The organism is Marinobacter sp. (genome assembly GCF_014859525.1).
Lineage (GTDB): Bacteria > Pseudomonadota > Gammaproteobacteria > Pseudomonadales > Oleiphilaceae > Marinobacter.
In genome coordinates this window covers 27975-41777 of the sequence record NZ_JACUUB010000019.1, presented here as the reverse complement: position 1 = coordinate 41777, position 13803 = coordinate 27975, and the positions used below count along the sequence as shown (strand labels likewise).

Annotated in this window: 9 protein-coding genes; 3 read left to right on the top strand and 6 right to left on the bottom strand. The window is 57.6% G+C overall.

The features are described 5' to 3' along the window. On the top strand, window positions 1-436 hold a 436-nt coding region (locus IBX51_RS06535), incomplete at its 5' end, for a cytochrome c-type biogenesis protein (RefSeq protein ID WP_291829959.1). Window positions 437-473: 37 nt separating this feature from the next. Then, a complete protein-coding gene (gene ccmI / locus IBX51_RS06530; RefSeq protein ID WP_291829957.1) occupies window positions 474-1754 on the top strand; it encodes a c-type cytochrome biogenesis protein CcmI in 1281 nt (426 codons plus the stop codon). Between the two features lie 21 nt (window positions 1755-1775). Here ccmI and IBX51_RS06525 read toward each other — a convergent pair whose 3' ends face one another. From IBX51_RS06525 to IBX51_RS06500, 6 genes are read right to left on the bottom strand one after another with little or no spacing between them, the layout of a single operon-like run. Next, on the bottom strand, window positions 1776-3503 hold the full coding sequence (locus IBX51_RS06525) for a BatD family protein (protein WP_291829955.1): 1728 nt from the start codon (window positions 3501-3503) through the stop codon (window positions 1776-1778). Further along, complete coding sequence (locus IBX51_RS06520) at window positions 3497-5284, bottom strand: VWA domain-containing protein (protein ID WP_291829953.1); 1788 nt, start codon at window positions 5282-5284, stop codon at window positions 3497-3499. The genes IBX51_RS06525 and IBX51_RS06520 overlap by 7 nt, the downstream gene beginning before the upstream one ends. Then, the gene (locus tag IBX51_RS06515) at window positions 5277-6296 is read right to left on the bottom strand and encodes a VWA domain-containing protein (protein WP_291829951.1); all 1020 of its coding nucleotides are present in this window, start codon (window positions 6294-6296) and stop codon (window positions 5277-5279) included. Before IBX51_RS06515 ends, IBX51_RS06520 begins: the two co-directional genes overlap by 8 nt. Continuing rightward, window positions 6293-6760 (bottom strand): DUF4381 domain-containing protein, encoded by a 468-nt coding sequence (locus IBX51_RS06510; protein ID WP_291829949.1) that lies wholly within the window; start codon window positions 6758-6760, stop codon window positions 6293-6295. Before IBX51_RS06510 ends, IBX51_RS06515 begins: the two co-directional genes overlap by 4 nt. Next, entirely contained in the window at window positions 6757-7701 is a 945-nt protein-coding gene (locus IBX51_RS06505; protein WP_291829947.1) for a DUF58 domain-containing protein, read from the bottom strand. The genes IBX51_RS06510 and IBX51_RS06505 overlap by 4 nt, the downstream gene beginning before the upstream one ends. Before the next feature lie 32 nt (window positions 7702-7733). After that, window positions 7734-8696, bottom strand: coding sequence for a MoxR family ATPase (locus IBX51_RS06500; RefSeq protein WP_291829945.1), 963 nt, complete (start codon window positions 8694-8696; stop codon window positions 7734-7736). Between the two features lie 176 nt (window positions 8697-8872). On the opposite strand from IBX51_RS06500, the gene IBX51_RS06495 reads away from it, so the two are divergent. Next, window positions 8873-13753, top strand: a complete 4881-nt coding sequence (locus IBX51_RS06495) for an NAD-glutamate dehydrogenase (protein WP_291829942.1) — start codon at window positions 8873-8875, stop codon at window positions 13751-13753. The last annotated feature ends 50 nt before the right edge of the window (window positions 13754-13803 follow it).

Sequence of the window (13803 nt, the reverse complement as noted above, 5' to 3'; positions counted from 1 at the left end):
GGCACAGGCACAGGCAGAGGCACCTGAGTTCTATGACTTTGACACCTACGCAGAGGAAAAGCGGTTTCGCAACCTGAATGCCGAGCTGCGTTGCCCGAAATGTCAGAATCAGAACATTGCCGACTCCAACGCACCGATTTCCAAGGATATGCGGGATCAGGTGTATCTGATGATGCAAGACGGTGCTACCGACGCCGAGATTGTGGGTGCACTGGTGGATCGTTTTGGCGAGTTTGTAAAGTACAAACCCCCGGTAGATCGCCGGACCATCATCCTGTGGGGTTTCCCCGCGATTGCTGTATTCGGCGGCTTGCTCATCGTGGTCGGTGTTGTCATGCGTTCCCGGCGGCAGAGCCCGGAGCCCTCGCTGAGCTCAGAAGAGCAGGCAAGAATCAAACAAATGCTGACTGACAAGGATCAGTCGTCGCGCAGCTGATCCCTGCACTACATTTTTCAACTGTGATGATATCTCCATGACTGAAACATTCTGGATTGCCGCAACGGTACTCATTCTGGTTGCCTTGGCGTTTGTGTTGTACCCGATCTTTTTTCACGGTTCTCGCTCGACTTTGGAAATCGACCAAAGAAATCAGAATCTGCTGGCCTATCGTAGCCGGCTTAAAGAGCTGGATAATGAGTACGAGGCCGGCATACTGGAGGATGAAAACTATCAATTGCTGAAGGATGAACTGGCCGGTGCCATGCTGGACGATGTGCCTGAGCATGCCAAGCCGGAACAACGTATTCCTGGCCGGCGCAGCGCGATGGCCATTGCCTTGATGGCAGTCCTGCTGCTGCCTGCAGGGGCTTTTATTGCCTATGAGCGATGGGGCGCCATGGACCAGGTGGAACAGTACCTGGCCATGCAGGAGATGAGTGCAGTCGGTGATGAGCAAGTTGCCAAGGTATCGGAACTTGCTGAGCAGTTGCGTACCCGACTTGAGACTAATCCTGGTAACGCAGACGGCTGGGCCATGCTTGGCCAGACCTACATGCGGATAGAGCGCTTCAGGGACGCGGCGGACGCGTTCAGGAATCTGGCCACAGCGGTAGCCGAAGACAGTGAATCCAGTGCGGTGGCTCTTGGTCTGGCCGCTCAGGCGCTGTTTTTTGACAACGAAGGAAAGATGACGCCAGAGGTGGTCGAGGCCATTGAAGCGGCTCAATCGCTTAACCCGAGCGAAGTCAACTCGTTGGGTCTGCTCGGGATCAATGCGTTCAGCCAGCAGGACTATCAGGCGGCGATTGAATACTGGGAACAGATTGTGGCGGTGGCCCCCGACCACCCTCAGATCGACTCCATTCGCGGCGGCATTGATGAATCATACCGTCGCCTGGGTCAGCAACCTTCGGCAGCAGTTCAGAGCCAGTCAGTACCCGTGACCGAGGCGGGACCGGGGGTGTCCTTGCGAGTCTCGCTGGACGACGATTTTCGCGATCAGGTGCCGGCTGATACCACCCTGTTTATCTTTGCCCGTTCGGCAAACACCGCTGAGGGAGCGCCGGTCGCGGTTGCCCGCTTGACGGCAGGGGCATTACCCGCTGATATCCGACTGGATGACCGGTATGCGATGTCACCGAATGCGACCATCTCAGCTGAGCAGGACGTGGTCATTATTGCGCGTTTAAGCCGGTCCGGCAGCGTTAATCCTCAACCGGGTGACTGGCAGGGCAGGGTTGAAGCGCAGGTGATGGCGCTGAGCGCTCAGCCTGAGCCAGTCCAGCTGGTGATCAATCAGGAACTGACCAACTGATCTGAATCATCGCCGGGCTTGTCAGTTTGACAGGCCCGGCGGAAACAATGGCGCCAATCCCTGATTTGATTCCGGGCTGGGCTGTCGAGCTCTCAGTCGCTCAAGCGCGTTAATCAGTGGTCGCGTTACGGCTTTACCAGACGAAGCCCGGTGCTGCGAGAATAACCCCTCCTGAAACTGCCGCACGGCGTCCGCCAACGCCGGATCTCCACTGAACCGAAGTACATCTTCCAGAGTAACCAGGCGCTGGTCCGGATATTTGAGCTTAGCCCAGCTCACCAGTAGGGCAGAGCTTTGCCCGGAGCCGGCCTGAATGGCGTTTTTGAGTGAGTTGAACGCCTGCTGTTCATTCGCCGTGCCGGCATTCTCCGGCTGAGCTTGCTCGCCGTGTCGTCGGCGAGAGAGCCACCACAGCCCGGCAGTCGCCAGCCACAGTACCGCCATGATGACTGTGCTGATGAGCCAGGGCGAGGTTTGCCCCGGGTCAGCTTGATCACTGCTCGTCGTTACCGGTAGCGGCTCCAGAGCTTGCGATGAATCGTCCACCGGGGTTGCAACCATCGGGCTATCACCTTCTATCCGGTAACGGCGAGCGGGCAGTTCGGCGTATTCAAGCTGGTCTGTCTGTGTATTCCACCAGGGTATCCGGATGGCTGGCAGCTCAACGTCACCGGTCTGCACGGGAACAAGCGCTGAAACTTGCTGCAGGGCCGAGTTCAGGCCCTCTGCTGTGGTTTCGGTATTTCTGATCGGTTGCTCTGGATAGCTCCGGATAGCATCCGGAATGGCCTGTGGCAGATCTGGCAACGCTTCTGAGGGCAGGCCGATGGCTTCCAGGGTGAGCTGGCGATTCAGGTTGGTTCCTGCGCTCAGTTCGGTAGATGAGGGCAGTCCCTCTTCGGTCAAGGTCATCTGTATGGCTGGCAGCCAGGGCCTGCCGGCGGGATAGTTGTCGGGTATGGGTTTTACCTGAACGTCAAACAGCTGTTGCCGATCTCGCAGAAAGCGTAGCTGCCCGGAGCTGTCACGGGCCTGGCCTTCAAAACTGATCGGGGCAAGCCTGAACTCGCCCGGCTGTTGCGGAAAAATGGCATAGCGTCGTTCCACTACCCGATAACGGGTGCCATCGCGATATCGGTTGAACTCTTGCTGCCTGCCCAGGGATTCGATGATGGCGTTCGGGTGTTCAGGCTCAGACAGTTCACCCCGGATCAGGTTGCCGGAAAAATACAGTCGAACGGTGAGTACCAGTTGTTCCTGAACGTAGACATCGGCTTTGTCTGCCGACAGCTCGATAAAGCTGTCTCTGCTGGCGGCTGGCTGGTTTGGCGGCGTGCCGCCCAGCACCTCAACCATCACCGGTGCCGAGGTCGAATCCTGGAATGTCAGCTCGGGAATAGTCAACGTACCGGTGCGGGTTGGCGCCAGCCGGTAGGTCCAGGTGATTTCACCTACCATCTCATTGTTCACGGTTTGAACGCTGTAACGTTGGTTGCGCGCTAAAATCTCGAAGTCAGGTTGAACCTGTTCTATATCGGGCGAGGGCAGTTGCGACAAGTTAAAGCTGAACAGGTTGGTCAGGTTGACGTCGATCTTCATGGAGCCTTTAACGGTCAGCGTCAGCACCTCGCCCTCGTAGAGCTGTGTGCGGTCTGGCTCTACGGTTAATTCGTTGGCCCAGGCCGCGGGCATGGCCACCATGAGTAGCAAGCACAGGCTGACGGCAGAAGTCACAAAACGTTTTACCATGGTGTGTCGCCCTCGTCCGGTAGGGTCTGGCGTTGTTGGTGTTGCTGCAGGAATTTGCGCTGCAGCAACCCGCCGGGATTGTCTGGTATGCGCCTGAGCCACTGCTCCTGGGCCTGAGACAGGGGCTGTTCAGAGATCTCAGCCGGGGCTTCTGCCGTTGCCTCATCGGCATCCTGCCCTGAGGGGTCGGTCGGCAATTGCGCATCTTGCTCCGATTGATCGGCGTCTTCCTGGCCTGATTCGTCGGATTGCCCCGGCTCAGGCTCCTGAGCCTGGTCGCTGGGTGATCCCTGGTCATTCGGTTGAGTGTCAGAGCCGTCGCCTTGTTGCGGGTCGCCATCCTGGTCGCCTGCACTATCCTGAGATTCCGGGCTGTTTGGGTCGCTTTGAGATTCTGATTCCTGCTGCTGTTGTTCCAATAATTGCCGGACCAGTTCGTGGTTGGCGCGAGCGTCCTCGAATTCAGGGTTTTGCTCCAGTGCCTGCTCATAGGCTTGCAGCGCTTCGGCCAGCTCACCGGAGCGGGCCAGGGCATTGCCCCGGTTGTAATGGCCCACCGGGCCGGCTTGATCCGCAAAGGTTTGTGCAGCGTCGTTGAAGCGCCCGTCCCGATACAAGGCGCTGCCTCGCCAGCCAGGTTGTTGCAAGCGCTCTGCGGCCCGGGCTGGATTCTGTTCGATCAGCTCCCGGCCTCTCTGATCTTCCCGCTGCCAAAGGCTGCCCCAATCCATTGCCATCGCCGGCCGGGGCGTCAGTGACAAAGGTATGATGGCCATAAGGCAGAGTGCGAAGGCGCCTTTCTTCCAGCCCAGTAACAGCAGCGGAAGCGCCAGCCATAGCAGCCAGTAACCGTCGTCTTGCCAGCGGTTGATGGTCATGCCGTTGCGGTCTTGCATGGCATCGCTACGGAAGTCCGGCTCCAGATTCAGGCGGCGGATGTCGTCATCGTCAAGGGTCAGGCTGTGGCTTCTGCCCCCGTTGTCACGGGCCAGGCGGGCCAGGGCATCCGGGTTGGCACGAGTAATAACAACGTTACCGTTGTCGCGAATAAAGCCCCGTTTGGCTAAAGGGATTGGTCCGCCTTCCCATGTGCCTACTGTCAGTGTGCTCAGGCTATAGGGAGTGCCTTGTAAGCGAGTGGTTATGTCACCGTGGTGGCGGTCGGGATAGTCGTCGGCAATGACCAGTATTCGACCCTGCCCGGGGGTCCCCTGCTGGAGAAGGTTGACCGCTTGCTCTATGCCCAGATCAATGCGGTTGCCCTGAGCCGGCATAATGGCTGGCTCCAGAACGCCGAGCATGGACTCGATAGTGCGACGATCGTCGGTCAGTGGGGTAACCACATGCGCATCACCGGAATACACCACCAAGGCTGTCAGGCCACCCTGACGTGCAATAAGGATATCCCGGATCTTGCGCTTGGCCTGGGTTAGTCGGTCTGGTTCAACATCGGTGGCCAGCATCGACAGAGACAAGTCCAGAACGATCACCAGGCTGTCGGCAGGCTGTTTGAGGGGCGTGGGTGCTTCGCGCCAGCTGGGGCCTGACAGGGCGATGGCCAACACGACAACGCCAAGCCCCAGAGGGAGCCGGGGAGACAGGGTTTTGGTGCCGGATGGTTGCTCATCCCGGTGGCGAATCAGGGGGTTCAGTAACGCGGCGGGGATGTATCGATCCCAGCCGGTGTCGCCTTGCCGCAGTCGGTGTTGCAGTATGAAAAACAACGGCAAGGCCAGTAGCAGCAATAACCAGAGTGGGCGCAACAAATGAAAGTCAGTCATTGCCCGTCCTCCCGCCAGGGTTGAAGGGGCGCACGCTGCCGAGCAGTTGTGCGGTGAACAGGAGCAGCCACAGAACAAGAGCAGCGCCAGCAGGCCAAACATAGAGCTCGGTCACCGGACGGTAGAACTGCCCCTCCTGCTCGATGGGTTCGAGCTGATTGATGCTGTCGTAGATCATTTCAAGTTCCGGCAGGCTGCGCGCGCGAAAGTAGCGTCCGCCGGTTTGCTGGGCCATTCGTGTCAGCATACCTTCATCCAGATCCCGGGATGGATTGACTTGCCGTGAGCCCAGCAAGCCACGCTGAACCATGGAATCAGCGCCAATGCCAACGGTGTAGAGGCGGACACCTGCCGCCTGGGCGATCTCGGCAGCTTTGTCTGGCGTAAGCTGGCCGGCATTGTTCACGCCGTCCGTCAGCATGATAACCACACGCTGTTGCTCCGGGCGGTCTCTAAGGCGCTGAATGGACAGCCCGACAGCATCACCGATGGCGGTTGCCCGCCCCGCCATTCCGATGGCCGACTCGTGCAATAACGTGCGCACGGTTTCCCGGTCAAAGGTCAGTGGTGCCTGCACATAGGCTTCGGTGCTGAACAGAATGAGCCCCAGGCGATCGCCCTCGCGATGATCAATAAAGTCGTCCAGTACTCGTTTTACCGCCTGTAATCGGTTGATGCTGCGGCCGCGCAAGACCATGTCCTGCTCGTCCATACTGGGTGAAATATCGACCACCAGCATCAGATCGCGTCCGCTGATAGGCATCTGAACCTGCTCACCGACATGCTGTGGTCGGGCAATCGCAACCACCAGCAGGAACCAGGCCGCCAACAACACGAGTTGTCGCCAGCGTGGCGTTGCCTGTCCCCGGGTGCTCACGCCGGGCAACCCAGACAGCCAGTGACCGACTGGAATCACCGGGGCATCTACCGCCTGTTTGCCTCGATTTCGGCTACCCGGTAACAGTGGCAACAGGGCGAGTAACAATAGCCAGGGGTAAGCCAGGCTTATCATACTCTTGCCTCCAGCCAGTTGGCCGCAAAGCGGAGCGCTTGTGCCGGATCAGCCGTCGCTCTGGGCTGCCAGGTGCTGGCAACCATGGCTTCAACCACCGGTCGTGAGGCAATGCGGTCGTCAGGCGCGGTTTCCAGCAAAAAATCAATCCATGCGTTACCCGATAGTGCTTCCGGATTGCGGTCAGGAAAGGCTTGCCGGGCGACTCGTTTGAGCAGTGCGTTAAGCTCACTGAACCAGGCCGGATCCTTACTCGCCGATTCTTTGAGATCGGTCAGAAGATCCTTGGCCTGCCGCTGCCAGAGCGTGTTGCGCCGACGCCTGCGCCAGAACACCAACAGGGTGATGACAACGGCCAATGCCAAAGCAGTAGCCAGCCACCAGCCCGGTGCTGGCGGCCAGAAACCGCCGGTCTCGGGCAGATGAATGTCTCGCAGCTGGGCTAATGGGTCTTGTCCGTTCATCCGATCCGCCCTCCTGGCCCGAGCAGCAGGCGCAAGGCCGCCGCAGGGTCTTGTTGAGTCATCACGGTGGCGGCCTGAACGCCCGCGGTGCGAAAGCAGTCTGCGAGTTGCTGTTCATGGTGAGCCACTTTGTCACGCCAGGCTTTCTTGAAGGATGGGTTTGATGCATCAAACCAGATGGGCCCGTCCGGCCCGGCAACCGCAAAGCGGCCGCTGGCCGGGAGTTCCGTTTCCATCGGGTCGAGTATTCGTATGGCACTCACGCTGTTGTGGCGCGCAAGCGCCCCCAGCAGGCTGGTGGTGGTTTCCGTCACAGTCATGAAGTCACTGATAACGAAGATCCGGCTGCCGGTGTGAGCAATTCGCCTGGCCTCGGTCAGCGCGGTGTCCAGGCGGAGATCGGCTTGATCACCGATGGGTGCAGGTGGGGGGCTGCCTGGCTGGTGTTGCAGATTAGCGAGCTGGTCGAGCAGACGCAGTACCGATTTTCTGCGGCGTGCCGGGCGGGATACGTGCAACTCCCGGCCATTGAAGATCAGCCCGCCAATCTGATCGCCGGCCCACAGCGTGAGCCAGGCAAGAATGGACGTCACCTGGGCGCAACGAACCTGTTTATACGCGCCGGTGCTGGCAAAAAACAAGGTCGGCCCCAAGTCCGCAATAAGCAACACCGGGCGTTCCCGCTCTTCCTCATACAGTTTTGTGTGAGGGGACTGGCGCCGAGCCGTAACTCGCCAGTCGATGCTGCGAATGTCATCACCGGGCTGGTATTGGCGGACCTCGGCGAACGTCATGCCACGCCCGCGCTGACGGGACTGCCGAAGGCCGGACTGGCGTGATCGGACCGGTCGTGCCGACGGCATTTTCAGGGCTCGCGCATCGGCCTGCAGGCGCACAAGATCCTGCAGGGTGATGTGAGTGGCGGGGGATAGGATAGCCATACTGCCGCTAATGCCTCCTGCTTCGAGTCACTTCAGGCAGTCACCGGAACCCGGTCAATCAGCCTTTGAAGCACGGTATCTGCCGTCATGCCCTCGGCTTCGGCTTCGAAGGTCAGCAAAATCCGATGCCGAAGAACATCAAAGGCCATGGCCCGAACGTCATCTGGGGTCACATAATCCCGGCCATCTAACCAGGCCAGAGCGCGGGCACACCGGTCCAGGGCAATGGTGCCGCGGGGGCTGGCACCGAACGCTGTCCAGCGTGCCAGTTCCGGGTCCAGACTGGCAGCATCCCGGGTCGCCAGTATCAGAGCCAGCAGATACTGTTCGACCGGTTCGGCCATGTATATATCCGACACGGCCTGCCTGGCCGTCATCACCTGATCCTCTGTAAGACGAATGTCTACGTTCGGGATTCCCTGACGGTAGTCTGCGCGCGCAAGGTGCAGAATCTGTCGCTCAGCATCGGCAGACGGGTAGTCAATCACCACATGCATCAGAAAACGGTCGAGTTGGGCCTCAGGCAGGGGGTAAGTGCCCTCCTGCTCAATCGGGTTTTGAGTTGCCATAACCATGAACAGCTTGGGCAAAGCAAAGGTTTGCATGCCGACACTGATCTGGCGCTCTCCCATGGCTTCCAACAGGGCGGATTGCACTTTGGCGGGTGCCCGGTTGATCTCATCCGCGAGCACCAGGTTGTGAAAAATCGGGCCGCGCTGGAACTCGAACAGGCCGGTCTCGGCCCGGTAGATTTCACTGCCAGTCACATCGGAAGGCAGGAGATCCGGGGTGAACTGGATCCGGTGAAAATCGCCTTCAAGGTGTTCGGCAAGGGCTTTGACGGCGGTGGTTTTAGCCAGGCCGGGGGCGCCTTCGACCAGCAAGTGGCCGTCGGCAAGCAGGGCAATCAGCAGACGGTCGACCAGTTTGTCCTGACCGATGATGCGGGTTGCCAGTTGAGATCGAAGGTCACCAAACGTTTGCTGTAATGACATGAAATTCATAGCTCTTGGTTGGTCATGGTCCAGCGGGCGCGGAGCCGTATTGTGCCTGACTTGTGCCTAAGTAGATTCCGCAGTTTTGGCGTCTGGCCGGCAAAAATCAAGAGCTTGACTATGCTTATGTGACGATACGCTGATTACGTTTATTTCACACAAACCCGAGGTTAGATATGAATGCGCTGACAATCGCCAGCAAGGATCAGTTCTTCGAGCAGTTAGCCGAAGCGTTCTCAGAAAAAATTGCCAAAACCGAGGCCAGAAAAATCGCTGAGTTTGCCCGACAGCATTATGCGCACATACCGGTCGAGGAATTGGTCAGGCGGCGATTCTCGGATACCTACGGCGCAGTGCTGGCGTCCTGGCAGTTTTTGCAAAAGCGCAGCGCGGATGAAACGCCTGTGGCGGTTTTTAATCCGGATCTGGAAAGTGACGGCTGGCAATCTACCCATACCGTCATCTTTATGCTTCACCCCAATATCCCCTTTCTGATCGATTCATTGCGTATTGCTATTAATCAGCGGGAGATTGGCACTCATTCTATTCAACACTCGATTCTCCATGTCGACCGGGACGCTTCCGGTAAGCTCAAAAAGCTCTATTCAACAAAGAAATCCGGCGCTGGCTCGGCGTATGAAGCCTTCATTGTACTTGAGATTGATCGCCACAGTGCGCCGGAGGATCTGCGCAACCTCGAAGAAACCTTGCAGAACGTTCTGCACGAAGTCCGGATTGCGGTTGGAGATTTCCCGGTAGTGAAAGAAAAGGTCAATGAGATTTTGACCGAGCTTGATGCGACCACAGCCGGTATCAGTGATGAGGCCAAGCAAGAGGCAAGGGCGTTTCTCAATTGGCTGACGGAAGATCACTTTACCTTCCTGGGATACGATGAATACGACTTTGCCAAAGACAAGCAAGGCATGGTTGTAAGGCGCGTGGAAAACTCCGAACTGGGTATTCTGCGAGTCAATAACGAACGCCCGGACAAGGTGCGGTTAAATGAGCTGCCTCAGCGCACTCGCCATGAAATGACGCGCACGGATGATATTTTCATTTTCGCGAAGTCGGCTCAGCGTTCCCGGGTTCACCGGCCGGCCTACCCGGACTACATTGCGGTCAAAAAATTTAACAGCAAGGGTGAGGTGGTCGGCGAGCGGCGTTTCCTCGGTCTTTACACCGCAAGGGTTTACAACGAACGGCCAGATGAGATTCCACTGCTGCGCCGCAAGTTTCAGATCGTGATGAAGCGGTCTGGCTTCCTGACCGACGATTACGCAGGCAAAGAACTGGAACAGATCCTGACGCTCTACCCCCGGGATGAACTGTTCCAGATCGAAACCGACGAACTGCTGCGAGTGGCCAAGAGCATTCTGTACATACAAGAGCGCCGCCGGATTGAGCTGTTCATGCGTGAGGACGTTTATGGACAGTTTGTGACGTGTCTGGCGTTCTTCCCCCGCGACATTTACAACACCGAATTGCGACTGAAAGTGGAGCAGGTTCTGCTGGACAGGCTAGAGGCTGAAGACATCGAGTTTGTCACACACTTTTCGGAGTCTGTGCTGGCGCGGGTGCAGTTCACTATTCGGGTACCTCAGTTCGAGAACCGACAATTGCCGCTCGCGGAGATTCGGGACAAGGTCATTGAGCTGGCGCAGTCCTGGCGCGACGGCCTCTACGATGCTCTTAGCGAGTCTTACGGCGAAGAGCAGGGCAACGAGATGTACCGGGTGTGGGCCGGTGGTTTTCCCGCCAGCTATACCGATATGTTTTCGCCCCGGCGAGCAGCGATTGACCTGGAACACATTGTCGATTCAGCCCGCAATGATGACTTGGCCATGAGTTTTTATCGTGCGCTGGAAGAAGACGAAAGCACATTGCACTTCAAACTGTTCTTCCCGGATGAGCCTCTGCCGCTCTCGGATGTGATGCCGATTTTTGACAACCTGGGCTTCCGGGTGATCGGGGAGCACCCGTTTGAAGTTATTGATCGCACCGGCAAGACGGTTTGGATTCACGACTTCACCCTGCAGGCACACAAAGGTACGGTGGTGGATATTCACCGTATTCGTCCGATCTTCGAGGAGCTGTTCCGCCGGGTATGGCACGGTGAGGCCGAAAACGATGCCTTCAACCGGCTGATGCTGGTTTCGTACATGAGCTGGAGAGACATCGCTCTGCTGCGCACGCTCGCCCGCTACATGCGCCAGATACGGTTCTCTAACAGTCAGACGTTCATTTCCAACACCCTTGTTAACCATGTCAATTTGACGCGTTTATTGCTGGAGTTTTTCGAGGTTCGGTTTAATCCGGACCGGTTCCAGAGCAAAGGTAAGAGCGAGGCAGCTCAACAGAAGCTGGAGATCGAATTCAATGCGGGCCTGGACGAGGTCGAGAACCTCAGTGAAGACCGGGTGCTCCGGCTCTATCTGGAACTGATGCAGGCCGCGCTCCGCACCAACTACTACCAGCCAGATGCGGAAGGGCAGGTCAAACCGTACATCAGCGTGAAATTTGATCCGTCACGTATTCCGGACATGCCATTGCCGATGCCCATGTTTGAAATTTTTGTGTATTCGCCAAGGGTTGAAGGTGTGCACCTGCGCGGCGGAAAAGTGGCTCGTGGTGGCCTGCGCTGGTCAGACCGCTTTGAGGATTATCGCACTGAAGTTCTGGGGCTGGTGAAAGCACAGCAGGTAAAGAACGCGGTCATTGTGCCGGTGGGTGCCAAAGGTGGTTTTGTCGCCAAACGATTGCCGGATAGCTCTGACCGTGAAGCCTTCCAGGCCGAAGGGGTCGCCGCATACAAAACCTTTATTCGCGGGCTTCTGGATATCACGGACAACCTGGTGGACTCGCAGATTGCGCCGCCAGAGCGTGTTGTCCGCCACGACGAAGACGACCACTATCTGGTGGTAGCGGCCGATAAAGGCACGGCGACTTTCTCGGATATCGCTAATGGTTTGGCGGCGGACTACGGCTTTTGGATGGGCGATGCGTTTGCCTCGGGTGGCAGTAACGGCTATGACCACAAAAAGATGGGCATTACCGCTAAGGGTGCCTGGGTATCGGTAGAGCGCCATTTCCGGGAAATGGGCATCAACCCGGCGGTGGACGAATTTACAGCCATCGGCATTGGCGATATGGCTGGCGACGTCTTCGGCAACGGCCTGCTGTGCTCCGAGAAAACCCGCCTGGTGGCGGCGTTCAACCACATTCATATTTTTGTGGATCCGAATCCGGATGCTGAAAAGAGTTACAAGGAGCGCAAGCGCCTGTTTGAGCTCCCGCGCTCGGCCTGGACCGATTACGATGCCAAGCTGATTTCCAAAGGCGGTGGCGTGTTCAATCGAACCGCCAAGTCCATCCCGGTCAGTGCCGAGATGAAAAAGTTGCTGGGTATCAAATCCGATCGTGTACCGCCCAACATGCTGATCGGTCATATCCTCAAAGCTGAGGCAGACCTGCTTTGGGTAGGCGGTATCGGGACTTACGTAAAAGGATCGTCCGAAAGCCATTCAGACGTTGGCGACAAGGCCAACGATGGTCTGAGAATTAATGGCAGTGAGCTGCGCTGCAAGGTCGTTGGGGAAGGCGGCAACCTTGGGTTTACCCAGTTGGGGCGCATTGAATACGCGCTCAAGGGCGGTCGACTGAACACAGACTTTATCGACAATGCCGGTGGCGTTGACTGTTCGGACCATGAAGTCAACATGAAAATCCTGCTCAACCGAGCGGTTGCCATGGGCGATCTTACCGGCAAGCAGCGTAACACCATGCTGGAGGACATGACCGACGACGTATCGGCTCTGGTGTTGAAGAACAACTATCGCCAAACCCAGGCCATCAGTATTGCCAGTGAGGACACCGCACCGCGACTGGAGGAGTATCGACGGCTGATGAATGCCTTTGAGAGCGAAGGCAAACTGAATCGCGGGCTTGAGTTCTTGCCGGATGACGACACCCTCGCTGAGCGTAAAGTGGCCAAAAAAGGGCTCACTCGTCCTGAGTTGTCGGTACTGATTTCCTATGTCAAAGGCGACCTCAAGCAGACGTTGATTGCCAGCGAGTTGCCCGATGATCCGCTACTGGCGGGTGAAATGTACAAAGTGTTCCCGAAAGAGTTAACCAAGCGGTTCTCGACCGAGCTGGGTGACCATCAGTTGCGGCGAGAAATCATAGCCACACAGATTGCAAACGACATGGTTAACCACATGGGCATTACCTTTGTGGAGCGGCTGAGTCAGTCCACCGGTGCCGACGCCGCGTCTATCGCCCTGGCCTGGATCATTGCCAGAGACGTGTTCCGTATCGACAATTGGTGGGACCGGATTGAAGCCCTCGACTACCATGTCCCTGCCGATGTACAGATGACACTGATGCAGGATCTGATGCGTTTGATGCGGCGCTCCGTGCGCTGGCTGCTGCGTAATCGACGTGCCGAACTTAACATACAGAACCACATGGAGCGGTTTGCTGACAGCGTCTGGGCCATTACCTCGAACTTGCCCGAGTATCTGGGTGGGCAGGCGTGTTCAAGCTGGGAGAAACGCCACACGGATCTCGCGGAGGCGGGATTGCCCAAAGATCTTGCATCGGTATTGGCCGGCACCGGTTATCTCTATTCAGCCCTGGGCATTATTGAGGCGCAGGAGGCGACCGGCATGCCTCTCAAAACCGTCGCCAATTTATACTATGACTTGGGAGAGCGGCTCGATCTGAGCTGGTTTGCGAACTCCATTGCCGCTCTGGCGCCTAACTCGCACTGGCAGGCTCTGGCGCGGGAGAGTTTCCGGGAGGACCTGGACTGGCAGCAGCGGGCACTCACCACGGGCGTTCTGAAGCTGGCCCGTAAGGCTGAAGATGTGCCGGCCGCTGTGACGTCGTGGCAAGAAAGGCACCAGCCTATGATCGACCGCTGGAAGCTGATGCTGACCGAGCTGAAAAGCGCTCGAGAGCCGGAATACGCCATGTTCTCAGTGGCTTTGCGCGAGCTTCTGGATCTCGCTCAGAGCACCATGCATCAGTCCCCGGACGACGCCAAGACAAACTGACTATTGCGTTATGCCATTGATTCCCGTTCAATTCCGAACAGGAATCAATG